A 24,664-nucleotide genomic window follows, 5' to 3' on the forward strand; every position below is an offset into this window, starting at 1 on the left:
CAGGACGGACTACACCCTGATCGCCGTGGCCGTGGCCGTGGCCGTGGCCGTGGCCGTGGCCGTGGCCGTGGCGGTGGCGGTGGCCGTTGGCGGGCTGGGCCGGGGCGCGTGGTCAGAGGGCGAGGGGGAGGGTGCGGCGGGTGGCGGGGGCGTGCTCGCCGTCCAGCCGGTGTGCGCGCAGGCCGAGGTCGTCGACCACGGTGTCCGGGGTGATCCGGCCCTGCGCGGCCGGTGCGCCGACCCGCAGCAGCAACGACACGTCCGGCTCGGTCCCGGTGTCCGGCCGGGTCAGGGTCAACGAGACCGCGGTGAACGCGGCGTCCGCCGGTGCCGGCCGGCCCAGCGCGTCGGCCACGTCGACCCGGCTGGGCAGCCGGTACACCGCCTGCGCTCCGCCGCCGACCTGCTGGCCGCGCCAGTGTTCGGCGATCGCGGTCGGCGAGCCGGGGGTGGCGCCCAGCGCCGCGGCCAGCTCCTCGCGCAGCGCGGCGCCGTCCAGCACGTGTGCCTCGATGCCGGCCTCGGCCAGCTGCAGGCCGAGCGCGAGCGCGCAGTTCGCGGTGGCCCGCAACGCCCCCGCGGTCCCGCCGCCCCGCGCCTCGACCGCGGCCGGGCAGGCGGCCGGCGAGAACCGCACCGCGAGCCAGCTGGTGCGCACCTGCTCGTCGCCGACCGGGACCCGCCAGGTCACCAGCTGCACCGCGGCCGGCGGCAGTTCGGCCCGCCGGTACCCGGCGAGCAGCGGCCCGATCAGCTCGTCCGGCTCGACGCCGGAACCGATCCGCAGCACCGCCGAGAAGAACCGGCCGTACGCGGCGACGCCGGTCCGGTTGCCGGCCCGGTCGGCGCACGTGGACACGGCGAGGCCGGGCAGCACGGTGTCGATCGCCTCGCTCGCGGCCGGCGCACCGCGGCGCGCCCGGTAGCGCAGCAGCGAACCGAGCCACTGGTAACCGAACCGGCCCCGCCAGCGCGGCGCGGTCACCGCCACCGCGGCCAGACCGGTTGCGGCGACGGCGATCCCCGGCAGCTGCCAGGGCGCGCCGGCCAGCGCGGTGCCGGCGGCGGCGAGCTGCCAGGTGGCGATCTGGCCGGGCCGCACCGGGAAGCGCCGGCGGTGCGCCAGCCGGGCCGGTGCCGGCGCGGTGGGCAGGGTCGCGATCGCCACGGATGCCCCACATTCGGTGTCGGTATTTCTACGGTGTCGGCCGTTCGGCGGGCCCACATATAGTGCACCGGGTACCGGCCGCCCGTCGAGGCCGGAACCGGGACGGTGGCACCGCGACGACGACGGCACCGCGACCGCGGTGGCGCGCGCAGCGGTGCCACGGCGACGGTGCCGTAACGACCCTGCATGACGAGGACCGTGCCGCCGCGAGGACGGTGGCACAGCGAGGACAGAGGCATGTGGACCCAGCGCGACCAGGTGCAGGCGTACCAGTTCCTGCGCCGCCGGCTGGTGTCCGCGCTGGTCGCCGCGGACGCGAACCATCCGGTCTCGCCGAGCCGCCGGCTGATCCTGTCCAGCATCCTCGGCCTGGCCGCGGTGGTGCTCGTCGCCGGCGGCTTCGGGGTGTACGGGCTGCTCAAGCCCGGTGCCGGCGCGGACTGGCGGAAGACCGGCCAGGTGGTGCTGGCCACCGACACCGGGGCGAGCTACGTGCTCGGTGCGGACGGCCGGTTGCATCCGATGCGCAACTACGCCTCGGCGCGGCTGCTGGCCGGCGGCAACGGATCCGCGACGGTCAGCGTCCCCTCCAGCGCGCTGCACGACGCGCCGCGCGGCGCCACCCTCGGCATCGCCGGCGCGCCCGAGGCGTTGCCGGCCGCCAAGCAGTTGCTGACCGGCCCGTGGACGGTGTGCGCGCAGCGCCCGTCCGGCGGCCCGGCCGCGGCGACCCCGACCACGACGGTGCTGGTCGGCGCCCGCGCCGCCGGCAGCACGGTGCCGGCGAACCGCGGCCTGGTGGTCGCGGACCCGAACGGCACCCGCTACCTGGTCGTCGCCGCCACCCGCTACCGGGTGGCGAGCGACCGGGCGCTGGTCGCGATCGGCTTCGACTCGGTCGATCCGGTGCCGGTGCCGGCGTCGTTCGTCGACGCGCTGCCGGTCGGACCGGATCTGGTCGCGGACACCGTGCCGCACACCGGTGCCACGGGGGTACCGGTCGGCGGCAAGGACCGGCTGGTCGGCCAGGTGCTGCGGGCGGCGACGGTCGGCTCGCAGTCCTACCGCTACTACGTGGTGCGGTCCGACGGGCTGGTCGCGGTGACCGAGACGCAGGCGGCGTTGCTGCTGGGCGCCCCGGGGGAGCGCGCCGCGTACGGCGGGGCGGCGCCGAGGCTGGTCGACGTGGCCGGCGCGGACGTCGCGGACGCCAAACGCGCGCGCACCGACCCGGCCGACTTCCCGGCCCGGCTGCCGCACCCGGTGACCGGCGCCGATCGTCTCTCGGTGTGCGCCACCGCGCCGGACGGCACCCCCAGCACGCTGCTGCTGGCCGCCCGGCCGGCGCCGGACGGGGCGAAGCCGGTGCCGGTGTCCGGCCGTACCGAACGGGTCGCGAACGAGATCTACCTGCCGCCGGGGCGGGCCGCCCTGGTCTCCGCCGGTAGCGTCTACCTGATCACCGACCAGGGCGAACGGTTCCGGGTGGCGGACGCCGCGTCGCTCGCCGCGCTCGGCTACGGGTCGGTCCGGCCGACGCCGGTGCCGGCCGGGCTGCTCGCACTGTTCCCGTCCGGGCCGACGCTGTCGACCGCCGCGGCGGCGAGCACCGGCTGAGCAGCCGTACCACCCGACGGGCGTTACGGCTTCCTGGGGAGGGCCGATGGACACGACGGTTCGGCAGATCGCGGTCTGCGTGGTGGAGGACCACCCGCTCTACCGCGCCGCGCTGGTGCGCGCGCTGTCCGAGGCGCCGGACGTGACGGTCGGCGTCACCGCCGGCTCGCTGGAGGAGTTCTCCGCGTACCGGCCGGATCCCGGCGGCGTGGTCATCCTCGACCTGCGGCTGCCCGGGGTACGCGACGCGGCCGCGGTGGTCGAGGTGGTGGGGCGCGGTCACCGGGTACTGGTGGTGTCGGCGCACGGCGACCAGCGCGACGTGCTCGCCGCGATGGCCGCCGGCGCCCGCGGCTACCTGACGAAGAACTCCGACGCGGACGAGATCCTGCGCGCGGTGCGCGAGGTCGCCGCCGGCAACAGCTACGTCTCGCCGACGCTCGCCTCGTTCCTGCTCGAATCGTCCCGGGAGCGGCAGGCCGGGGTGCGGCTGGAGCTGTCCGACCGGGAACGCGAGGTGCTCGGCCTGGTCGCGGCCGGGGAGCGGGACCAGGACATCGCCGAGGCGCTGAACATCAGCGTCCGGACGGTACGTTCGCACCTGGACCGGATCCGGGAGAAGACCGGCGCCCGGCGCCGGGCCGAGCTGACCGGCGAGGCGTACCGCCGCGGCATCGTGCCGCCGAGCTGACCGGCGGGGAGCACCGGGGCCATCGACCCGCCGAGCCGAGCCGAGCTGAGCCGAGCCGGACCGAGCCGGACCGAGCCGGACCGGGTCGAGCTGAGCCGGGCGGGGCTGAGCCGGGCGGGGCCGAGCCGGGCGGGGCCGAGCCGGGTCGGTTCGGCATCGACGACCGCCGGCAGCTCCGGGGTGAATGGGCGATGGCGGCGGGGTGCCGGCGGGCTGGCCGGGCAGCTGCGTGGTTCTGCCCGGGACGGGCGATTAACGGCCGGTGACCTGGGCGGCTGTGTCACCGGGCGTCGGGCTGTGCGGTTATTGTCCGGCTGCGGCGGTAGGGTGGCCCAATGACCACTGCCGACCAGACGCATCCGCTGATGGACGCCACCTCGGTGCTCAACCTGGACACCCTGGCCGAGATGCTCGGCGATTCCCGGGTCGATCACAACGCCGCTGTCGCCGACGCCCTGCCGCCCTACCTTGCGGTGCTGCTGGTGCGCGGCGGCCCGCAGACCGGCGCCCAGTTCCTGCTCGACCGGGAGGTCGTCACGGCCGGCCGGCACCCGGACGGCGACATCTTCCTGGACGACGTGACGGTGTCCCGCCGGCACGCCGAGTTCCTCCGGGACGGCACCAGGTTCTCGGTGCGCGACCTCGGCAGCCTGAACGGCACCCATCTCAACGACGAACGGGTCGAGTCGGCGGTGCTGTCGCACGGCGACGAGATCCGCATCGGCAAGTTTCGCCTGGTGTTCATCGCCCCCTCGGCCGGGTAGCGGCCGGCGTGAGGCCAGCGCGCCGCGGCGGCCTCCGGGACGGCCCGCGCGCCGCGGCGCGGCACGCACCGGCTCGCCGCCATGCTTCGGCACGACCCGTGGCGCCCCGGGTCAGCCTTGGTGCGTGGTGGCCTCCGCGTGGTGGTGCACGATGACCCAGCCTCCGGCGCCGCGGCGCAGCACGTCCGACACGCGGAAGCACTCGTCCGGCCGATCCCGGTCCGGATAGCTCGCCCGCAGCAGGTAGCGGGCCAGCCCGGTGTCGCCCCAGTCGTCGACCCGCAGCTGCTCCGGCGCCACGCGCGGCGGCGCCTCGCCGGTGGCGGGCTGCCGGCCGTCGCGCAGCGCGTCGAGTTCGGCCAGCCCGACGAGCAGCCGGTCGGCGTCGGATTCCCAGATGGTGACGGCCCGGTCCAGGTGCGCGTCGAACCCGTCGCGGTCGCCCAGGCACCGGTACAGCTGCCGGATGTGCGCGGCGATCGTGTCGCTCATCGACCGTTCTCCTTCGTCGTACCGGCGGGGCCGCCGGTGATCGGTTCGCTCATCGCGGGGTGCCCTCCTCGGCCAGCGCACCGGCCAGCACGTCCAGCCCGGCCGGGCCCAGCCGCAGCGCCCGGGCGTGGAACTCGCGGGTGGCCAGGCCGGTACGGGTGGCGCGGTCGCGCGCCTGCTGCCACAGCCGCGCACCGACCTTGAACGCGAGCGCCTGGCCGGGCCAGCCGAGGTACCGGTCCACCTCGAACCGGGCGGTCGCCCGGTCCATGCCGGCGATCCGGGCCAGGAACGACACGCCGAGCTCCGGGGTCCATCGGGTCGCGGTGGTGAAGCCGTTGCCGGCCGGGATCGGCAGGTCCAGGTGCAGCCCGGCGTCGATGACGATGCGGCAGGCGCGCCAGATCTGGCCGCAGAGCATGCCGAGCCGCTCGCCGGGGTCGGCGATCAGCCCGATCTCGTCGGCCAGCCCCTCCGCGTAGTGCGCCCAGCCCTCGGCGTACCCGTGCACCTCGCACAGGGTGCGCTGCCACGGGTGCAGGTCGGGCAGGGTCAGCGTGATGGCGTGCTGGAGATGGTGGCCGGGCAGCGACTCGTGGTGCAGGGTGCTGATCTCGCGCCAGGTGCTCGCCTCGTCGGTGCCGGGCGGCAGGCACCACCAGACGCGGCCCGGCCGGGTGAGGCCGGGATCGGGCGCCGTGTAGTACATGACGCCGGACGCGGCCGGGGTGATCCGGCACTCGACCCGGCGGGTCGCGGCGGGGATGTCGAAGTGGGTACCGTCCAGCGCCGCGGTGACGTGGGCGACCCGCTCGTTGAGCCAGTCGGTGAGCGCGGGCAGCCCGACGAGCCGCCGGCGCGGGTCGGCGTCCAGCGCCGCCATCGCGTCGGCGACCGTACCGCCGGGCACGATCTCGTCGGCGACGGCGCGCATCCGCGCGGCCAGCCGGTCCAGTTCGGCCCAGCCGTACGCGTAGACCTCGTCCAGGTCGATCGTGGCGCCGAGGAAGCTGCGGGCGGTGATCGCGTACAGCTCGCGCCCGACACCGTCCGCCTCGGGTGCGGCCGGCGCCAGCTCGGTACGCAGGTACGCCTCGAACTCGGCGGTGGCGGTGGTCGCGGCGGCGGCGCCGGCGGCGAGCCGGGCGGCGCTGCGCCCGCCGGGGTAGCGGGCGACGAGGCGGGGATAGAAGTCGTCCCGGCGCGGGTCGATCCAGGCGGCGCACTGGTCCGCGACGGCGAGCACCTGCCGGCGGGCGACCCGCTGCCCGCGGCCGGCCGAACGGGCCAGCGTCTGGCGGTACTGCGCGAGCGCGGTGGGCAGCGCGGCGAGGGTGTCGGCGACGAGCGCCCAGTCGGCCTCGGTGTCGGTGGCCAGGTCGTCGAACGCCGACCGGGCCAGGTGTACCGGGGTGGCGAGCGGTGCGAGCAACCGGGTGGTGAAGCCGCTGTCGTGCAGGTCGGTCTCGGCGGCGAGCCGGTCGGCGAGCGCGCCGGCCAGCATCCGGTCGGCGCTCCCGGTCGGGGCACTGGCGGCCAGCGCGGTCGCGGTGCGCCCGGCGAGTGCGGCGCGGGCGTCGTACGCGTCCGGCGACAGGTCCGGGATGACCGGCGCGGCGCGGCCGATCGTCTGCGCCGCCTTGGGCTCCCAGTCCGCGAGCGCGTCGAGGTAGCCGTCGGCGACGGTACGGACGTCCGAGGCGGCACCGCCGGGGTGGTTGGTCGGGACGGTCATCGTTCACCTGCCAGGTCGCGGATGCGGGGAAGTACCTTGGCGCCGAGCAGGTCGACGCCGTGCCGGTCGGTGCGGCCGTGCGGGGTACCGAACTCGATCCGGTCGGCGCCGGCGTCGAGCAGCGCGGCGGCATGCTCGGCGACCTCGTCCGGGGTGCCGGCGAAGCAGAACCGGTCCAGCAGCGCGTCGCCGATCAGCGCACCGGCCTCGGCGTGCGCGCCGGCCGCGACCAGCTCGCCCAGCCGGCGCAGCAGCTCGGGATCGACCTCGACGGTGGGGTCGAGCCGAGCCACCACGTCGAGGTACATGGCGACCTCGGCGCGGGCCAGCCGGCGGGCGGCGGCGCGGTCGTCGTCGACGACGGTGACGGCGCCGGCGACCACCCCGACCGCGTCGGCGGTGCGGCCCGCGGCGGTCGCCGAGTCGCGCAGCCAACCGCGCATCGTGGCGACCATGTCGGGGTTGGCGCAGCCGCCGAGCTTGACCTCGTCGGCGATCCGGCCGGCGAGCGCCGCGCCGCGCGGCCCCCACACCCCGAGCAGCAGGTCGACCGTGGAGCGCCGGACCGGGTAGCGCAGCGCGGTGTCCGGCTCGATCGCGAACACCTCGCCGTGGTAGCCGTCGGTCTTGCCGGCCAGCAGGTAGCGGACCACCTCGGCCGCCTCCTGCAGGGTGCGCAGCGGGCGGTCCTGCGCCACGCCGACCCGGGACAGCCAACTGCCCCGGGCGAGCCCCAGGTACGCGCGGCCGCCCGAGGCGGTGTCCAGCACGGCGAGCTGCCCGGCCAGCTCCACCGGGTGCGTCAGGTACGGGTTGAGGCAGGCGGCCCCGATCCGTACCCGGCTGGTGTGCGCGGCGATCGTCAGCAGCGCGCCGAGCGGCGGCTGGTAGCCGAGATCGGCGAACACGCTGACCCCGTCGAAGCCGTACGACTCGGCCGCGGCGCCGAGAGCCGCGTACTCGGCGGTGGTCTTGTCGGTCTGCAGCGCGATGCTGACCTTCACGTCAGCTCCTCGGTGGCGATCCGGCTGGTCCCGACGGTCTCGATCCGCATCACCAGGCGCTCCTCCGGGTCCGGGCAGGCAACCTCGGTGTCGGCGGCGAGCCAGTCGGCCGGGTCGAGGGTGCGTTGCTTGGCCGGCAGCAGCGGCAGCACCGCGGCCAGCGCGTACAGGCAGAAGTGCCGACCCGGTGCGGTCGCGAGCCGGCTGGAGTCGGTGACGGTGAAGAAGTCGCCGGGGGCGAGGCCGCACACCGAGCGCCCCTCGATCCGGTCCACCACCACCCGCAGGTCGGCCACCTCGGTCACCGCGCCGCCGCCGGGCACCGTACCCCCGGTCGTCCCGGCGCCGGTCGGGGGCGTGGCCGGGCGGCCGGTCGGATCCGGCGTGCCGGCCCCGGCGGTCGCGGAACGCGGCTGGTGGGTCATCGGGCGTCCCGCGGTGCGGTCAGGCCGAGGTCGTCGCGGTACACCGCGCCGTCCTTGAGCACCAGGTGCAGGGTGCGCAGCGCGGCGATGTCGCGGGTCGGGTCGGCGGTCAGCGCGATCAGGTCGGCGCGCTTGCCGACCTCGACGGTGCCCTGCGTCCCGGCCACGCCGAGCCACTCGGCCGGCCGGATCGTCGCCGCCCGCAACGCGTCCAGGGTCGGCATCCCGGCCTCGACCATGAACTCCAGCTCGCGCACCGTCGCGGTGGTCTCGTCGTACCGGGCGTGCGGCGGCATGTCCGAGCCGAGCGCGATCGGCACGCCGTTGCGCAGCGCGTACTGCAGGCTCTCCCAGTGCCGCGGTCCGGCGGACAGCGCCCGGTCCATCATCCAGGTCGGTACGCCGGAGTCGACGAAGAACTGCTCGCACCGGCTCACGGTGATCGTCGGGACGTACCAGACGCCGCGCGCGGCCATCGTCCGGGTCAGCTCGTCGGTCAGCTGGTACCCGTGCTCGACGCAGTCGAGTCCCAGCTCGACCGCGCGTTCGATGGTGTCGGCGGGCCCGGCGTGCGCGGTCACCTTGCGACCCCAGTCGTGCGCGATGCCCAGTACCGCGGCCATCTCGTCGTCGGTCAGCTGTGGGGTGTCGATCTGCTCGTGCTCGCCGGCGATCCCGCCGGAGACGCACACCTTGATCAGGTCGGCGCCGGCGCGCAGCTGCTCGCGTACCGCCCGGCGGAAGCCGTCCGCGCCGTCGGCCTCCAGACCGTCCGCGTCCCAGCCGTGCCCGCCGGTGCAGCACAGCGCGTGCCCGGCGGTGAAGATCCGCGGCCCGTCCACCGCGCCGGCCTCGATCGCCTTGCGCAGCGCGAAGTCCGCGTACCGGGTCTCGCCGACCAGCCGGACCGTGGTGATCCCGCTGTGCAGCGTCTGGCGGGCCGAGTCGGCCATCAGCAGCACGAGTTCGGCCAGGTTGGCCCGGTGTACCGCCTCGGCCATCCCGCCGGGCAGCCCGAGCCCCAGGTGCACGTGCATGTTGACCAGGCCGGGCAGCAGGTACCGACCGCCGAGGTCGACGATCTGCGGGCGGACCGACTTCGCCTCGGTGAGCACGTCGTCGGAGCCGCCGACGGCGCGGATCGTCCCGTCGGCGCCGATCCACACGCCCCGGTCGGTCACGCTGCTGCTGCCGACCCCGTCGTACAGGGCACAGTTGACCAGGACGCGTTCGGTCGCGGTCGGGATCATCCGGTCTCTCCGTTCGTCGACAGCCAGCAGGCGACCGAGGCGCGGTCCCCGATCGGTACCAGCGGGGGTTCGTGCCCGCAGGACTCGAACGCCGCCGGGCAGCGCGGCCGGAACCGGCAACCGGACGGTGCGTTCGCCGGATCCGGTACCTCGCCGGCGAGCACCGCCGGCAGCTCCGGCCGCGCCGAGATCGTCGGTACCGCGTCGATCAGCGCCCGGGTGTACGGGTGGTTCGGCGCGGACCAGAGCCGTTCGGTGGGCGCGACCTCGACGACCTTCCCGAGGTACATCACCGCGGTGCGGTCCGCGATCTGGCGCACCAGCGCCAGGTCGTGCGAGATGAACAGCATCCCCATGCCCAGCTCGCGCACCAGCCGCACCAGCAGGTTGACCACCTGCGCCTGGGACGATGCGTCCAGCGCGGTGACCGGTTCGTCCGCGATGATCATCGACGGCTCGCCGGCCAGCGCGCGGGCGATCGCGAGCCGCTGCCGCTGCCCACCGGAGAACTGGTGCGGGTACTTGGCTGCCGTGTCGGCACCCATCCCGACCCGGTCGAGCAGTTCGCTGATCCGTTGCCGGCGCCGCTCGCCGGACAGCCCGGCCGGGAGCCCGTCCGCGATCTGGTCCCCGATGCGCCGGCGCGGGTTGAGCGACGCGTACGGGTTCTGGAAGACCATCTGCAGCCCGACCTCGGCGGCCGGGCGCTTCGCCCACTGCACCGGGGTCACCGGCCGGCCGGCGAAGCGGACCGTACCGGCGTGCGGCGCGGTCAGCCCCACCGCGGCGCGGGCCAGCGACGACTTGCCGCAGCCGGACTCGCCGACCAGGCCGACGATCTCGCCGGCGCCGACGGACAGGCTGACCCCGGCGACCGCCCGCACCGCGCCGCGCGCGCGGGACCGGTACTCGACGGCCAGGTCGTCGATGTCCAGCAGCGGGCCGGACGGGGACCCGATCGGGTCCGGGCCGGGTACCGTCGCGCCGGCCACGGGTTCCGGGCTCACGCGAGCACCTCCAGTTCGGGCGCGACCGGGCAGGCCGACAGCCGGCCGGCGCCGACCGGCGCCGGTTCCGGTGGTGCCGTCGCGCAGTCGGCGGTGGCGAAGGTGCAGCGCGGCTGGAACGGGCAGCCGGGCGGCGCCTGCCCCGGTACGACCGGGCTGCCGGGGATCGGTCGCAACGCGCCGACCCCGGCCGCGCCGTGCGGCCGGGCGCCGAGCAGCGCCGCGGTGTAGGGATGGTGCGGGGCGGACAGCAGCGCCCCGGTCGGCCCGGTTTCCATCACCCGGCCGGCGTAGAACACGTAGGTCCGGCTGGTCAGCGCGCTCAGCACCCCGAGGTCGTGCGTGATGAACAGTACCGACAGCCCGATCTCGTCCCGCAGTTGGCTCAACAGAGCCAGGATCCCGGCCTGGACGGTCACGTCCAGCGCGGTGGTCGGCTCGTCGGCGATGAGCAGTTTCGGCCGGCAGGCCAGGGCGATCGCGATCGCCACCCGCTGCCGCATGCCGCCGGAGAACTGGTGCGGGTAGGACCGCAGGGTCCGCTCCGGGTCCGGGATCCGCACCTGGTCGAGCAGTTCCACCGCGCGGGCCCGGGCGTCGGACTTGGACAGTCCGAGGTGCCGGCGCATGTGTTCGGTCAGCTGCCGGCCGATCGGCAGCATCGGGTGCAGCGCGGCGGTCGGGTCCTGGAACACCATCGAGATGCCGGCGCCCCGGACCCGCTGCCAGCCCGCCTTGTCCAGCCCGAGCAGGTCCTCACCAGCGAAGCGGGCGGACCCGCTGACCCGGGAACCGGCCGGCAGCAGGTTGAGCAGCGCCGCCGCGGTGAGGCTCTTGCCCGAACCGGACTCCCCGGCGATCCCGACGATCTCGCCGGCGTCGACGTGCAGCGTCGCGTCGTGGATGACCGGTACGTCGCCGGGCAGCGTGACACCGAGCCGGTCGAGGGACAGCAGCGCGCTCATCGGCCTTCCTCCTTCGTCGGAACGCCGACGAGGCACCAGGGCGCCCCGTGTTCGTGGTTCGCACGATCGCTCATCGTCAGCGCCCCTTCGCGTAGCGGGGATCGATCCGGTCGCGCAGCGCGTCGCCGAGGATGTTGAACGCGAGGACGACGGTCAGGATCGCCAGGCCGGGGAACACGCTGACCCACCACTTGGACAGGTCGTGCGAGCCGAGCGCGATCATCGCGCCCCACTCGGCGGCCGGCGGTCGCGGCCCGAGCCCGAGGAACGACAGCGCGGCGAGCATCAGTACCGCGTTGCCCAGTTCCAGGGTGGCCAGCACGACGGCCGGGCCGACACTGTTCGGCAGCACGTCGCGGCGCAGCGCCCGGACCGGCCCGACGCCGAGCAGCCGTGCCGCGTGCAGGTAGTCCTCGCCGCGGACCGTCAGTACCGCGCTGCGGATGACCCGGGCGTACACCGGCCAGGACACGATCACCAGCGCCAGCACCGCGTTGCGGGTGCTCGGTCCGAACGCCGCGGACACCGCCATCGCGAGGATGATCTGCGGGAACGCGAACACCAGGTCGGTCAGCCGCATCAGCGCCTCGTCGACGAACCGGCCGAGGTAGCCGGCGATCAGCCCGAGCACGCCACCGACCGCGAGTGCCAGCGCCACGATGATCAGCGCCAGCGGGATCGACAACCGGGCGCCGTAGACGACCCGGCTGAGGATGTCCCGGCCCAGCTCGTCGGTGCCGAACGGGTGCGCGCCCGACGGCGGCAGGTAGGTGGCCGGATGCTGCGCGAGCGGGTCGTACGGGGCGATCAGCGGCGCCAGCGCGGCGACGAGCAGCCAGCCGACGAGGATCGCCAGCGACACCACGGTCAGCGGCTGCCGCCACAGTGGGCGGCTCGGTCCGTTGCCGCGCAGCCGGCGCAGCCAGCTGCGCCGGGCGAGTGGCCGGCGCACCCGGCGGTCGGTCAGGTCCACGGCCGGTGGTGCCTCGGTACCGGTCGGCTCGGTCACGGTGCGCTCGCTTTGCTCGGTCATGACAGCCGGATTCTCGGGTCGATCAGCCCGTAGAGCAGGTCGACCAGCAGGTTGACGACGGTGTAGACGAGGGCGACGAACAGGCTGACGCCGAGGATGGACGGCAGGTCCAGCCCGGTGGCGCTGCGGAACGCATACTGGCCGAGGCCGGGCCAGCCGAAGATGTTCTCCACCAGTACGGTGCCGGACAGCAGCGAGGCGAACGCCAGCCCGGACACCGTGATCACCGGTACCAGGCCGGCGCGCAGCAGGTGCCGGCCGAGGACGGTGCGGGTCGGCAGCCCCTTCGCGTACGCGGCCCGGATGTAGTCCTGCTGCAGCACCTCCAGCATCGCCGATCGGACGAACCGGATGAGCGTCGCCACCGTCAGGCAGGTCAGCACCAGTACCGGCAGCACCAGGTGCTGCACCGCGTCCCACGCCGCGGCCCACTGGCCGGCGAGCGCCGCGTCCACTGTGTACATCCCGGTCACCGACGGCGGCGGGGCGAACTGCGGGCTGAGCCGGCCGCCGGACGGGGACACCCCGAGCAGGTAGAAGAACAGGTACAGCACGACCAGCGAGAGCCAGAACGGCGGGGTGGACAGCCCGAGCAGCGAACCGACCCGGACCACCTGGTCGCTCGCCCGGCCGTGCCGGACCGCGGCGAGCATGCCGACCGCGGTACCGATCACCAGCGCGAGGATCATGCTCGGCACGGCCAGTTCCAGCGTCGCCGGAACGTACTGCACCAGGTCGGTGAGCACCGGCCGGCCGGTCTGCTGCGAGGTGCCGAGGTCGCCGTGCAGCAGGTTCTGCAGGTAGTGCAGGTATTGCAGCCAGATCGGCTGGTCCAGCCCCCACTTGGCGCGGTAGGCGGCGACCACCGCCGGGTCGTTGAGCGCCTGCTCGGACAGGTTCGCCGTCGCCGCGTCCCCGGGCACCACGTGCACCAGCGCGAACGTCACCACGGTGACGCCCCACAGCAGGCCGATCGTGATGGCGATCCGCTTGGCCAGGAACCGCACCAGCGTCGGTACCCGGGGCCGCCGCGCGGCGGGCTGCTCGCCCGCCGCGGGCTCGATCGTCGTCGCCGTCATCGGGAACTCACTTGGTCCCGACGGCCGCGATGTCCACCTGCCAGCCGGCCGGCGCGTACACCGCGCCGCTCAGCGCCGGCGAGGCCACCACCACGCCGGAGTTGTACGCCATCGGAATGTACGGCGAGTGCTGGTTGAGCAGCCGCTGCCAGTCCTGCAGCGCGCGCTGCTGCGCAGCCGGGTCGAGGGTCTGCTGCACCTTCTTGCCGGCGGCGACCACCGCTTTGTCGGCGCGGGCGACGGTCCAGCCGGTGGTGGCGGCGGTGCCCTGGCCCGGCGCCAGGTTGTTCACCAGCGACGCGGCGACCGGGTAGTTGAGGCTCTGCGGGCTGAACCGCATCGCGACCTTGCCGGACTGCTGCGCGTTCAGGAACGAGGTGAGCGGCTGCGGGTCGAGCACCAGCTTGATGCCCGCCTTTTTCACGTCGCCCTGCACCTTGGTGGCGATGGTGCCGAGATCGACGCCGCGGTAGGTGATCGACGGGTACATCAGCTTCACCGACGGGTCGTGCAGCCCGGCGTCGGCGAGCAGTTGCTTCGCCTTGGCCAGGTCCTGGTGCTGCGCCTCGCTCGCGGGCAGCGCCCCCGGGAAGGCCGGCGGGACGACTCCGGCTGCCGGGCTCGCGTTGCCGCCGAACAGCTTCGCCACCCCGGTGTAGTCGATCGCGGCCCGGACCGCCTGCACGAACGCCGGGTTGCTGGTGGTCTTCGAGATCTTCGGGTCGGCGTTCAACGTGAGGAAGTAGAACGTGTCGTCGGCGCTGGACTGCTGCAGGGTCTTCGGCAGCCCTTCCAGCATCGTGCCGGACAGGTCCAGCGCCAGCTCGGCGCCCTTGGTCCGGGACATGGTCAGCTTCTGGTTCTGCACGTCCATGTTGCGCAGCACCACCCGGCTGAACTTCGGCTTGGCGCCCCAGTACTTCGGGTTCGCCTTGAGCACCAGCTGGGAGGAGGCGTCGAAGCTGTCCAGCAGGTACGGGCCGGAGCCGGCGGACGTGCCGTCCAGGTACTTCTGCGCGCTGTCGGTCTTCGCCGCGTCGGCGCCGTCGGTACCGCCCTTTTCCTTGACCAGCTTCGCGTTGACGATCCCGGTGTACGGCTGGGTCAGGATCACCGGCACGTTCGGGTCGGCCTTCGCGGCGTGCACCACGACGGTGTACGCGTCGGTCTTGGTCGCGGTCAGGTTCGCGACCGTCACCGACGGGCTCGCCTTGAGGTTGCGCAGCCGGTTCAGGCTGAACACGACGTCGTCGGCGGTCAGCTTGTCGCCGTTGCCGAACGTCGCGTCCTTGCGCAGGTGGAAGGTGAACGTCTTGGCGTCCGCGGACGCCTGGTACGAGGTGGCGAGGTCCGGCTGCGGCTTGGTCATGTCCGAGCCGTGGAACGTCAGCAGCGTGTCGTACATGGCGTGCACGGCGGTGTTGCCGGTCGCCTCGTACACGTGTCCCGGGTCGAGGCTCTTGACCACGAAGGACGTGTCGATGGTGAGGGTGCTGCCGCCGGCCGAGCCGGCGTCACCGCCCGCGGAGCAGGCGGCAGCGGTGCTGGCCAGGGCGAGCGCGGTGAGCGCGATCCCGGCGCGGCGCATCAGGCGCGGCGTCGCCGACATGGCGGATTCCCTTCGGGGCAGGGGCGGGGGAGCGGCCGTACGGACACGGCCGCGGAGTGACGGTGAGTGGTGGGGCAGGCGGCGTTGCCTGCCGGTCGGTCGCCCGCGACGGTCGGTGACGATGGCCGGCCGGTACGCGGGATCGGCGGCGTCGCGAGGGTGGGCGGCGCGCCGGGCTGGTGTTCAGTTCTAGCAGACCTTACCTGGTGCTGTTTGACCATGCTAGACACACCCGTGTAGTCTCGTCAAACAAGTTCATCGTCAGCGATCGAATGGGGTGTCATGCTCGGCGACAGACTCCGCGACCTCCGGGCCCAACACAGCCTGACGCTGCGTCAGCTGGCCCAGCAGGCAGACGTGTCACCGGCGCTGCTCAGCCAGATCGAGAACGGCGCGACCGACCCGAGTCTGGCCACTTTGCGTAAGCTTGCGCGGGTCTTCGACGCCTCGATCGCCACCCTGTTCGCCGACCCGGACGCACCGGCCGTGCACGTCAGCAGGCCCGGCTCGCGGACCCGGCTGGCCGCGCCGCGCGGCCAGATCGCCTACGACCGGCTCACCCCCGGCCGCGGCGACCTGGAGGTCCTGCAGGCCGACCTCGCACCGGGCGACGCCTCGTCACCCGAGCCGTGGTCGCACCCGTCGACGGAGTGCACCGTCGTGCTGGCCGGCGAGATCGTCGCCGAGATCAACGGTGACCGGCACCGGCTGGCCGAGGGGGAGTCGATCACCTTCGACTCCCGGCTGCCACACCGCTACCGCAACGACAGCGATGCGGCCGCCCGGATCATCATCGCCGTCACCCCACCCACCCCCTGAGCCGCCGGCGTGCCGGCCCCGCCGGTGCGCTGGCGGCTCACCCCGGGTTCGATCCCGGGAGAAAGGCAGCATCGTGAACCGGGACAGTGTCGACTGGCACGGCTACCTTCCCGCCGTCACCACCCCGTTCGCCGCCACCGGCGAGCTGGACACCGGCGCCTGGCGCGAGCAGCTCGACTGGCTCGCCGCCGAACGGATGCACGGGCTGATCGTGGCCGGTACCACCGGCGAGTGGTTCAGCCTGAGCGAACGCGAGCGGGCGACCCTGTTCGAGCAGGCGGCCGACCGCGTCGGTGACCGGCTGACGGTGCTCGGCGGCTGCAACGCGTACACCCCGGCCGAGGTGGTCCGGCACGCGCGGGCCGCGCGCGGCGCCGGCCTCGCCGGCATCCTGCTGTCCCCGCCGCCGTACCTGGTGCCGAACCGGCGCGAGATCGTCGCGTTCTACACCGCGGTCAGCGCGGCGGTCGACATCCCGATCTGCGTGTACAACTGGCCGCGCGGCACCAACGTCGAGCTGGACACCGAGCTGCTCGCCGAACTCGCCGGGATCGACCACGTCGTCGCGGTGAAGAACTCCACGCCCGACTTCGGCGCGTTCGTCCGCGGCCTGGTCGCGCTGCGCGGGCGGCTGCGCTACTTCGGTATCCCCACCAACGACACCGGGATCGCCCTGCTGCGGGGCATCGGCGGTGACGGGCTGATGGGCGCCGGTGCGGTGCTCGGCGCCGACCACCCGGACTTCTTCCGCGCGCTGGAGCGCGCCGACCTCGACGAGGCGCGGCGGCTGGGAGAGCGCGACCGGATCCTGATGGGCGACTGGTTCACCGCCGACCTCGGCGGCCGGTTCGGCTCCGCGCCGGCCATCCTCAAGTACGCGCTGCGCCGCCGCGGGGTGCCCGCCGGCCACGTCCGGGCCCCGCTGCTGCCGCTGACCGACGCCGAACAGCGCCGGGTCGACGACACCCTGGCCCGGCTCGGCCTGCTCGACCGCAGCCCGGTCGGGTGACGGCGTGGACCGGTACGACGTGGCCGTGGTCGGCGGCGGGCTGCTCGGCTGCGCCACCGCGCACCACCTCGCCCGGGCCGGCAGTCGGGTCGTCCTGCTGGAGAAGGACCAGCTGAACCGGCACGCGTCCGGCCAGAACGCCGGCAGCCTGCACTTCCAGCTGGAGTACCGGATGGTCGCCGACGGCACCGACGCCGCGCGCGCCGCCCGCGCCCTGCCGCTGCACCTCGACGCGCAGCGGGCCTGGGCCGGCCTTGCGGCCGAGCTGTCCGAACCGGTCGGGGTGGCCCAGCACGGCGGGCTGATGCTGGCCGAGACCCCCGACGAGCTGGACCGGCTCGGCCGCAAGGCAGCGCTGGAACGGCGGTACGGGCTGGACGTGACCGTGCGCACCGGCGCCGAGCTGCGCGACCTCGCGCCGTACCTGTCCGGTTCGGTGCTCGGCGCCGCGTACGCGCCGGCCGAGGGCAAGGCCAACCCGCGGCTGGTGACGCTCGCGTACGCGCGGTCGGCGACCCGGGCCGGCGCCACGATCCACACCGGTACCCGGCTGGTCGGGTTGACGCACGCGGCCGGCGGCTGGCGGCTGGCGCTCGACGACGGCCGGCTGCTCACCGCATCCGCGGTGGTGATCGCGGCCGGCGTGTGGACCGCCGAGGTTGCCGCGATGGCCGACATCCGGCTGCCGGTGATCCCGGTGGCCCTGTCGATGACGGTGACCGCGCCGGCGCCGCCGCTGCTGCCGCACCTGATCCAGCACGTCGGCCGGCGGTTGTCGATGAAGCAGAGCGGTGACGGCAACGTGCTGATCGGCGGCGGCTGGCCGGCCAAGTTCCGCACCCGTGCCGGCCGGATCGACCTGGACACCGCGCCGGACCTGCGGTACGAGTCGCTCGCCGGCAACGCCGACGCGGCCCGGGTGGTGCCCGCGGTGCTGCAACTGCCGGTACTGCGCTGCTGGTCCGGCGCGACCACGCTGACCCCCGACCAGCTGCCGATCCTGGGCGAGATCCCGCGCCGGCCGGGGCTGTTCGCCGCGACCGGCGGGTCGGCGTTCACCCTCGGCCCCACGTACGCCCGGCTGCTCGCCGAGACGATGCTGTCCGGCGCGCCGTCGCTGCCCGTCGACGAGTACTCACCCGCCCGGTTTGGATTCCTCAACTTTGTCTGACCACGCCCCCGGGCACCACGCCTCCCGGCGCCAGGTCCCCCGGTCCGATCCCGCCCGGCGCCGCGGCTCCCGGCCCGACGCCCCCTGGCCGGCCGCCTCCCGGTCCGACGTCACCTTGTCCGACGTCACCCGGTCCGCCGCCCGGCCCGACGTCACCCGGTCCGACGTCAGCCGGTCCGACGTCAGCCGGTCCGACGCCAGCCTGTCCGACGTCACCCGGTCCGCCGCCCCGGCGGATGCCGTCCAGCCGGCCGTCTCCCGGCCCGGGGTTTCGCGGCCCGATGCCGTCCGGCCGGACGCGCCCCCACCTCGACCCGGCGCCTCCCGGTACCGGGCCGGGGTCGAGCTGCCCGAGCCGGTGAGCATCGTCGTGGACGGCCGGCCGGTTCCGGCGCACCCGGGGAGTCGCTCGCCGCCGCGCTGTTCGCGGCCGGCGCCCGGGCCACCCGGCGTACCGCGTCGGGTGCGTTGCGCGGCCCGTACTGCAACATGGGTGTCTGCTTCGAGTGCCTGGTCACCGTCGACGGAGTGCCGGCGATCCGGTCCTGCACCCTCCCGGTGCGGGCCGGCATCCGGGTGGAGACGAACCGGTGACCCACGATGGCCCGCAGTGGACGACGCCGTTCCCGGAGGACGGGCGGACCGATGCCGGTCAGGCGCCGGCCGGTGCCGCGCCGTCGACGGGCAGCGAAGCCGCCCCGGCCGGTACCGGATCGGCGGCCGAGCCGGACGTGGCGGTGGTCGGGGCCGGGCCGGCCGGCCTGGCGGCGGCCACCGTGCTCGCCGAGCACGGCGCCGACGTCCTCGTCGTCGACGAGCAGCTCCGCCCCGGTGGCCAGATCTACCGCCAGCCGCCGGCGAGCTTCACCGAGCGCGGCGGACCCGCCGGTACCGCGATCCCGGCCGGCCGCCGGCTGCTGTCCGCCGCGGCCGACGCGCCGGTGCGCTGGTGGCCGGGCACCGTCGCCTGGGGAGTCTTCGGCGCCGGCGCCGGGCTGGACGACTTCGCGGCGGCGGACGCGCCGCCGGGGCGGCTGCGGCTCGCCACCCACGGCCCGGCCGGTACCCGGCTGGTGCACCCGCGGCTGCTGCTGCTCACCGCCGGCGCGTACGACCTGCCGGTACCGTTCCCCGGCTGGACCCTGCCCGGCGTGCTGACCGCCGGTGGGGTGCAGGTGTTCGTCAAGGCGCAGCGGCTGGTGCCGGGGCGCCGGTTCGTCCTGGCCGGCGCCCACCCGCTGGTACTGGTCGTCGCCGCGCAACTGATCGCCGCCGGTGCCGAGGTGGCCGAGGTGGCGCTCGCGGTACGCCGGCCGGGGGTGGCCGCGGCGTGGCGCGCGCTGCCCGCGGTGGCCGGCAACACCGGCAAGCTCGCCGAGGGCGCCCGCGCGCTCGGCACGCTGCGCCGGGCCCGGGTACCGGTCCGGTTCGGCACCATGGTGACCGCGGCGCTGCCCGGCGCCGACGGCACGCTCGGCGCGGTACGGCTGGCCGACCTGGCCGCCGACGACACTCCGGTACCGGGCACCGAACGCGAGGTCGGCGCCGACGTGCTCGCCCTCGGCTACGGCTTCGTGCCGTCCACCGAGCTGGCCCGCCAGGCCGGCTGCGCCACCCGGTACGACGCGGCCGGCGGCGGCTGGGTGATCGAGCACGACCGGTGGCAGCGAGCCAGCCTGCCCGGGGTGTACGTGGCCGGCGAGGTGACCGGGGTGGCCGGCGCCGAGCAGGCCACCGCCGAGGGGCGGCTGGCCGGTCTCGGCGCGCTCGTCGAGCTGGGGCGGGTGCGCCCGCCGACGGCCGACCGGTTGGCTCGGCCGGTACGCCGGGAGCTGCGCCGGCGCCGCCGGCTGGCCGGGCTGCTCGCCGACACGTTCGCCCCGCCGGACGCGGCGCTGGCGGCGGTACGCACCGACGACACGGTGCTGTGCCGCTGCGAGGAGGTGACGGTCGGCGCGGTGCGGGCGGCGCTGCGCGGCCACCCGCACCTGCGTACCGCCAATGCGGTCAAGCTGGTCACCCGGGCCGGAATGGGGATGTGCCAGGGCCGGTCGTGCCAGCCGGGGCTGTGCGCGCTGGTCGCCGCGGAGACCGGTCAGGAGGTGGCGGCGGTCGGCAGCTACACGGCGCGCCCACCGGTGAAGCCGATCCCGCTGACCGCGCTGAGCGATCCCGGCTGATCCGGCGACCGCGACGGGCCGCGCCGGCGGTCCGGGTCAGGCGGTGGCGGCGTGCTGCTGCGCCTCGGTGCGGGCGGCGAGGTCGGCGCGGACCCGCTTTGTGGTGACGTGCTCGGCGAAGAACGACACGACCGGGATGGTGCCGCACAGCATCACCACGAGCATCCGGCCGTACGGCCAGTCCAGCCGGCGGGCCAGGTCGAACGTGAGCACCAGGAACACCATGTACAGGAAGCCGTGCAGCGGGCCGACGATCGCGGAGACGATCGAGATGTGCGCCAGGTGGTTGAGCGGCACGCCGATCCCGAACAGCACGACCAGGCCGACACTCACCACGATCGCGATGATGCGGTACCGGGTGAGTGCGCCACTGACGGAAGCGTCCACGGGTGCTGCCTTTCGTCGGTCAGCCCGGGTAGTCCCGGCGGCTGCGGTGCGGGTTGGCATTCTGCCAGGCCAGGTAGGCGTTGTAGGCGGCGAGTTCCGGGTCGTCCTCGACTCCGGCGGCCGGTACCTGCCGCTCGGTGCGGCGGATCACCCGGGGCGCGCCGGGCAGCACCGGCTCGGTGAGCCGGTCGGGCTCGGGCTGAGCCGCACTGGTGGTCTTGCGCCGCTCGTCCCGGATCAGTCGCGCCCAGAAGACCACGGCAAACACCCCGAACACCGGCCACTCGAAGGTGTAACCCCAGCTCAGCGCGTTGCCGCCCTGGGCGCGGGTGAGCTGCCACCAGGACATGAACAGGCAGACGGCGAACGCCAGCACCATCAGCAGGTGCAGCGCCAGCCATCGGGGCGACAGGAACCGTCGCATGGCCCGAGGTTACCCGCGCCGCCTCCCCACCCCGCCACGCGCACCCCCCACGGCGGGTTGATCATGGCGTTGTCCGGTGTGAAAGCGGGTGCTCGCCAGGACAACGCCAGGATCGACGCGGGCAGCGCGGGGCCGGGCCGCGCGGGCGGGTCAGTGCACGTACAGCCAGTCGGCGTCGATGTTGAGCTTGATGCCGCCGTGCGTCTCGGTGTGCGAACCCCAGTACTGCTTCATCCGGTGCCGCACCCAGTAATTGCTCGGGATGGCGCTGCTGCCGACGGTCGGCTTCTTGTCCCACTGGGCGAAGTCGATGGTGCCGGGCATCCGGTACCGGCCGGCCTTGCGCGCGGCGACCAGCTCGTCGATCGCCGCGGCGCGGCTGGAGTAGACCCCGGAGCGGTAGTGCAGCGAGTTGATCGTCGCGGTCCAGGTGGACAGGTACCGCAGCACGGCGGTCGAGCAGGAACCGCCGCGCGGGTAGTACTCCATGTCGTGGATGATGATCGACCCGGCGGCGAGGCCGTAGTGCTTGGCCTGCTCGACCGCGTCGGTGGCGTCCGCCTTGGCCTGGCTGGACGCCTTCGCCGCGCTGCTGATCCGGTACGGCTCGCCCGAGCACGGTGCCTGCCGGCCGACGTACATGGCGAAGACGTGCCAGCCCTTGCCGGTCTGCCGGGCCACCCAGGCGGGGTCGAGGTTCGGCTGGTTCGGGCAGCCGAGGTCACCGCCGCCGATGTACACGCCGACCGCGCGGAACCGGGCCTTCTTCAGCCACGCGTCCATCGTCGCCGAACTCGGCGCCGCGCAGGAGTCGAAGCCGTACCCGTGGAAGGTGCCGGGCACCTTCGTACTCACCGCCGGCTCCGCCTCCGGTTCCCGGATCGCCCGGGGCCGGGCCCGCTCGGTGACCCGGGCGGTGGCCAGGGCGGCGTCGACCAGCTCCGGCCGGCTGCCGTACGTGGTGGTCAGCTCGACGCCCGCGGCGGCCAGCGCGAACCGGCCGGTGTGGTCGGTGGTGCGCGGCGCCGCTTCCGGTATCCCGCGCGGTACCACGGTGCTGCCCGGTGCCGCGGTCGCCGCCGCCGGGCGCAGGCTGATGGTCTCGGTGCGGCCGTAGATGCGGGGTGGGCAGGCGGCCGAGTCGCTGGGCGTACCGAGGTACACCGCGTGCCGGTCGAGGCGGGCGCAGGTGTCGGGCTGCCGGGCCAGGTCGATCACCGGCCAGTCGGCCGGCACCCGGAGGCTGACGCCGTGGTAGGACACCAGCTGGCCGGCCGGTGCGGCGGCACCGGTGCCGCCGCCGAGCGCCGCCGTGGCCGCCAGCGCGGCGACACCCGCCAGCGCCGGTACCTTCCGGTGTTTTCCCTGCGTGTTGCGCCTTTTTCGGATCACTGAGCGCACCGCGCACCCTCCCCCGTCGGGTCCACGGGCACCCGGCTCGTCCCCAACGGCGTCATCGCACCCGCCGGGTACCGCAGGACATGCCTCTGCCTATCACTCGCATTTGGGTGCACGTCGGCTTTTCCTGCTTTGTCAGCCGGTGGCGTGGGTGGCGCCGGGCACCGAGGCCCGACCTGCTGCTCACCGTGCGTTCTGCGACGATCACGCTCATCCGGCCTTTGTGCGCCTACTGTGCGCTTCGCGGTAGCCTCGCCGCGTGGCCCACCCCGACCGCGACCGGCATCCCCTGCTGAACCTCGTGTACCTGCTGTTCGCGAGCGTGCTCGCGGGCGTCGTCGTCGCCGCGGTCGCGTTCCCGGCCATCGGTGCCACCGGCTACGCCGCGAAGTCCGGCTCGGACACCTTCGAGGACCTGCCGACCGCGCTGACGATCCCGCCGTCGCCGGAGAACTCCTACCTGTACGCGGCCGACGGCAAGACCGTCATCACCTCGTTCTACGAGGAGAACCGCAAGGACGTCGGGATCGACGAAATCCCGCCGGTGATGCGGCGCGCGATCGTCGCCGCCGAGGACACCCGGTTCTACCAGCACCGCGGCGTCGACCTGCACGGCGTGCTGCGGTCGCTGATCGCGAACAACACCGCCGGCGACGTCCAGCAGGGCGCCTCCACGCTGACCATGCAGTACGTCCGGAACGTTCTGTTCACCTCGGCGAAGACCCCGGAACAGGCGCGGGCGGCCACCGCGCAGACCGCGGACCGCAAGCTGCGCGAGATGCGGTACGCGCTGGCGCTGGAGAAGCGGATGTCCAAGACCGAGATCCTGCGCCGCTACCTCAACATCGCCGCGTTCGGCCACCAGGCGTACGGGGTGTACGCGGCGAGCGAGCGCTACTTCTCGGTGCCGCCGTCGAAGCTGACGTTGCCGCAGGCGGCGCTGCTGGCCGGCCTGGTCAAGGCGCCCGACGCGTACGACCCGACCCAGGCCGACCCGAAGCCGGCCACCCAGCGGCGCAACTACGTGCTGGACCAGATGGTGGCGCTGCACTACGTCGATGCGAAGCGGGCGGCCGCCGCCAAGCACAGCTCGCTCGGGCTGCACCCCTCCGAGGTACCGAACGGCTGCGTCGACGTGCCGGCCAAGCACCGCGACTGGGGCTTCTTCTGCGACTACTTCCTGACCTGGTGGACCGCGCAGCAGCAGTTCGGTGACACCCGGCAGGCCCGGCTGGACACGCTCGACCGGGGCGGCTACAAGATCGTCACCACGCTGGATCCGAAGGTGCAGCAGATCGCGCAGCACGAGGTGCTGCGCCAGGTGTCGACGCACAACCCGTACGCGATCAGCATGGCGGTGGTGCAGCCGCGCACCGGCAAGGTGCAGGCGATGGCCACCAACCGCAACTACAGCCTGGACACCAGCCACAACGGCAGATCGACCCGGCACGACGGGCAGCGCGGCAACTACCCGAACACCACCAACCCGCTGATCTCCGGCGGCGGCGACATCTACGGTTACCAGGCCGGGTCGACGTTCAAGATGTTCACCATGCTGGCGGCGCTGACCGCCGGCAAGCCACTCGCCACCTCCTTCAAGGCGCCGGCGAAGCTGAAGACCCACTACCCGGTGGGCGGCGGTCCGGCCAGCTGCGGTGGCTACTGGTGCCCGAGCAACGCCAACCCGTCCTGGATGGACGGCAAGCGGATGATGTGGGACGGCTTCGGCCGCTCGGTCAACACCTACTTCGCCTGGCTGGAGCAGCAGATCGGCGCGGAGAAGGCGGTCGCGATGGCGAAGAAGCTCGGTGTCCGGTTCCTTGCCCCGTCCGACGCGAAGCTCGCCGCCCACCCGCACGAGTGGGGTGCGTTCACCCTCGGCGTGTCGGCGGTGACCCCGCTGGACCTCGCGAACGCCTACGCCACGGTCGCCGCGGAGGGCGTCTACTGCGCACCGCGCAGCGTGCTCACCGTGTCGAACCGGGACGGCAGGGCGGTCTCGATCCCGGGCGCCGACTGCCACCGGGTGATCTCCGCCGACGTGGCTCGCGCCGCCACCGACGCGGCCCGCTGCCCGGTGGGACAGCAGGGTTACTACAAGCGGTGCAACGGCGGTACCGCGCCGAACGGGTTCGGCGCCTCCATCGGGCGGCCGTTTGCGGGCAAGACCGGTACCACCGACAACACCCAGACCGCCACGTTCGTCGGGTTCACCCCGCAGCTCGCGGCAGCGGCCATCGCCGCCGATCCGGACAACCCGCGTAACGCGGTCGGCGAGGCGTACGCGAACAAGGTCGACTGGGCCGTGGGCGACACCATCCGCCGGTCGCTGGCCGGTTCGGCGGTGCGGCAGTTCGGCCGGCCGTCGAAGAAGATCGCCGGGCACCTCTCCAGCGCCGAACACAAGCGCAAACGCCACCACTGACCGCGCCGCCGG

The 24,664-nt window shown here is 74.2% G+C and carries 23 protein-coding genes; 9 read left to right on the forward strand and 14 right to left on the reverse strand.

The window, feature by feature from the left end; translation table 11 throughout:
• Positions 1-112 precede the first annotated feature (112 nt).
• Positions 113-1,168 (reverse strand): type VII secretion protein EccE, encoded by a 1,056-nt coding sequence (locus tag Athai_RS05620; RefSeq protein WP_203960490.1) that lies wholly within the window; start codon positions 1,166-1,168, stop codon positions 113-115.
• A 237-nt stretch (positions 1,169-1,405) separates the two neighbouring features.
• Here Athai_RS05620 and eccB point away from each other — a divergent pair, with 237 nt between their 5' ends.
• The 3 genes from eccB to Athai_RS05635 all read left to right on the forward strand — a co-directional run bounded on the left by eccB (position 1,406) and on the right by Athai_RS05635 (position 4,240).
• Positions 1,406-2,785, forward strand: coding sequence for a type VII secretion protein EccB (gene eccB, locus Athai_RS05625; RefSeq protein ID WP_203960491.1), 1,380 nt, complete (start codon positions 1,406-1,408; stop codon positions 2,783-2,785).
• Between the two features lie 46 nt (positions 2,786-2,831).
• Complete coding sequence (locus Athai_RS05630; RefSeq protein WP_203960492.1) at positions 2,832-3,476, forward strand: response regulator; 645 nt, start codon at positions 2,832-2,834, stop codon at positions 3,474-3,476.
• 335 nt (positions 3,477-3,811) lie between these two features.
• Complete coding sequence (locus Athai_RS05635; protein ID WP_203960493.1) at positions 3,812-4,240, forward strand: FHA domain-containing protein; 429 nt, start codon at positions 3,812-3,814, stop codon at positions 4,238-4,240.
• A gap of 111 nt (positions 4,241-4,351) precedes the next feature.
• On the opposite strand, the gene Athai_RS05640 is transcribed toward Athai_RS05635, so the two are convergent.
• The 10 genes from Athai_RS05640 to Athai_RS05685 form a co-directional block, all read right to left on the reverse strand.
• The gene (locus Athai_RS05640) at positions 4,352-4,732 is read right to left on the reverse strand and encodes a nuclear transport factor 2 family protein (protein WP_203960494.1); all 381 of its coding nucleotides are present in this window, start codon (positions 4,730-4,732) and stop codon (positions 4,352-4,354) included.
• A gap of 49 nt (positions 4,733-4,781) precedes the next feature.
• Positions 4,782-6,467 carry a DUF885 domain-containing protein gene (locus Athai_RS05645; RefSeq protein ID WP_203960495.1) on the reverse strand — a complete coding sequence of 562 codons (1,686 nt, stop codon included), beginning with the start codon at positions 6,465-6,467 and terminating at the stop codon, positions 4,782-4,784.
• A complete protein-coding gene (locus Athai_RS05650; RefSeq protein WP_203960496.1) occupies positions 6,464-7,471 on the reverse strand; it encodes an LLM class flavin-dependent oxidoreductase in 1,008 nt (335 codons plus the stop codon). Before Athai_RS05650 ends, Athai_RS05645 begins: the two co-directional genes overlap by 4 nt.
• Positions 7,468-7,896, reverse strand: coding sequence for a TIGR04076 family protein (locus Athai_RS05655; RefSeq protein ID WP_203960497.1), 429 nt, complete (start codon positions 7,894-7,896; stop codon positions 7,468-7,470). The genes Athai_RS05650 and Athai_RS05655 overlap by 4 nt, the downstream gene beginning before the upstream one ends.
• Positions 7,893-9,146 (reverse strand): amidohydrolase family protein, encoded by a 1,254-nt coding sequence (locus Athai_RS05660; RefSeq protein ID WP_239156741.1) that lies wholly within the window; start codon positions 9,144-9,146, stop codon positions 7,893-7,895. The genes Athai_RS05655 and Athai_RS05660 overlap by 4 nt, the downstream gene beginning before the upstream one ends.
• Positions 9,143-10,153: an ABC transporter ATP-binding protein gene (locus tag Athai_RS05665; RefSeq protein WP_420829765.1), complete on the reverse strand. Its 1,011-nt coding sequence runs from the start codon at positions 10,151-10,153 to the stop codon at positions 9,143-9,145. Before Athai_RS05665 ends, Athai_RS05660 begins: the two co-directional genes overlap by 4 nt.
• Positions 10,150-11,118 (reverse strand): ABC transporter ATP-binding protein, encoded by a 969-nt coding sequence (locus Athai_RS05670; protein ID WP_203960498.1) that lies wholly within the window; start codon positions 11,116-11,118, stop codon positions 10,150-10,152. The genes Athai_RS05665 and Athai_RS05670 overlap by 4 nt, the downstream gene beginning before the upstream one ends.
• Before the next feature lie 76 nt (positions 11,119-11,194).
• Positions 11,195-12,151: an ABC transporter permease gene (locus tag Athai_RS05675; protein WP_203960499.1), complete on the reverse strand. Its 957-nt coding sequence runs from the start codon at positions 12,149-12,151 to the stop codon at positions 11,195-11,197.
• Positions 12,148-13,230 carry an ABC transporter permease gene (locus Athai_RS05680; protein ID WP_203960500.1) on the reverse strand — a complete coding sequence of 361 codons (1,083 nt, stop codon included), beginning with the start codon at positions 13,228-13,230 and terminating at the stop codon, positions 12,148-12,150. The genes Athai_RS05675 and Athai_RS05680 overlap by 4 nt, the downstream gene beginning before the upstream one ends.
• Positions 13,231-13,237: 7 nt before the next feature.
• Positions 13,238-14,839 carry an ABC transporter substrate-binding protein gene (locus Athai_RS05685; protein ID WP_203960501.1) on the reverse strand — a complete coding sequence of 534 codons (1,602 nt, stop codon included), beginning with the start codon at positions 14,837-14,839 and terminating at the stop codon, positions 13,238-13,240.
• 282 nt (positions 14,840-15,121) lie between these two features.
• Here Athai_RS05685 and Athai_RS05690 point away from each other — a divergent pair, with 282 nt between their 5' ends.
• The 5 genes from Athai_RS05690 (at position 15,122) to Athai_RS05710 (ending at position 20,018) form a co-directional block, all read left to right on the forward strand.
• Positions 15,122-15,658 carry a cupin domain-containing protein gene (locus tag Athai_RS05690; RefSeq protein WP_203960502.1) on the forward strand — a complete coding sequence of 179 codons (537 nt, stop codon included), beginning with the start codon at positions 15,122-15,124 and terminating at the stop codon, positions 15,656-15,658.
• A gap of 73 nt (positions 15,659-15,731) precedes the next feature.
• Positions 15,732-16,667, forward strand: coding sequence for a dihydrodipicolinate synthase family protein (locus Athai_RS05695; RefSeq protein WP_203960503.1), 936 nt, complete (start codon positions 15,732-15,734; stop codon positions 16,665-16,667).
• A 4-nt stretch (positions 16,668-16,671) separates the two neighbouring features.
• Positions 16,672-17,838, forward strand: a complete 1,167-nt coding sequence (locus tag Athai_RS05700) for an NAD(P)/FAD-dependent oxidoreductase (RefSeq protein ID WP_203960504.1) — start codon at positions 16,672-16,674, stop codon at positions 17,836-17,838.
• An 84-nt stretch (positions 17,839-17,922) separates the two neighbouring features.
• Entirely contained in the window at positions 17,923-18,432 is a 510-nt protein-coding gene (locus tag Athai_RS35210; RefSeq protein WP_203965354.1) for a 2Fe-2S iron-sulfur cluster-binding protein, read from the forward strand.
• Positions 18,429-20,018 carry an FAD/NAD(P)-dependent oxidoreductase gene (locus Athai_RS05710; protein WP_203960505.1) on the forward strand — a complete coding sequence of 530 codons (1,590 nt, stop codon included), beginning with the start codon at positions 18,429-18,431 and terminating at the stop codon, positions 20,016-20,018. Before Athai_RS35210 ends, Athai_RS05710 begins: the two co-directional genes overlap by 4 nt.
• A 36-nt stretch (positions 20,019-20,054) precedes the next feature.
• Here the strand turns inward: Athai_RS05710 and Athai_RS05715 are convergent, their stop codons facing one another.
• The 3 genes from Athai_RS05715 to Athai_RS05725 all read right to left on the reverse strand — a co-directional run bounded on the left by Athai_RS05715 (position 20,055) and on the right by Athai_RS05725 (position 22,221).
• Positions 20,055-20,405: a DUF3817 domain-containing protein gene (locus tag Athai_RS05715; protein WP_239156742.1), complete on the reverse strand. Its 351-nt coding sequence runs from the start codon at positions 20,403-20,405 to the stop codon at positions 20,055-20,057.
• 19 nt (positions 20,406-20,424) lie between these two features.
• On the reverse strand, positions 20,425-20,829 hold the full coding sequence (locus Athai_RS05720; protein WP_203960507.1) for a hypothetical protein: 405 nt from the start codon (positions 20,827-20,829) through the stop codon (positions 20,425-20,427).
• A gap of 150 nt (positions 20,830-20,979) precedes the next feature.
• A complete protein-coding gene (locus Athai_RS05725; protein ID WP_203960508.1) occupies positions 20,980-22,221 on the reverse strand; it encodes a glycoside hydrolase domain-containing protein in 1,242 nt (413 codons plus the stop codon).
• Positions 22,222-22,486: 265 nt separating this feature from the next.
• Here Athai_RS05725 and Athai_RS05730 point away from each other — a divergent pair, with 265 nt between their 5' ends.
• Positions 22,487-24,652, forward strand: a complete 2,166-nt coding sequence (locus Athai_RS05730) for a transglycosylase domain-containing protein (RefSeq protein WP_203960509.1) — start codon at positions 22,487-22,489, stop codon at positions 24,650-24,652.
• The last annotated feature ends 12 nt before the right edge of the window (positions 24,653-24,664 follow it).

This window comes from Actinocatenispora thailandica (assembly GCF_016865425.1).
In the GTDB taxonomy this organism is placed as follows: Bacteria; Actinomycetota; Actinomycetes; order Mycobacteriales; family Micromonosporaceae; genus Actinocatenispora; species Actinocatenispora thailandica.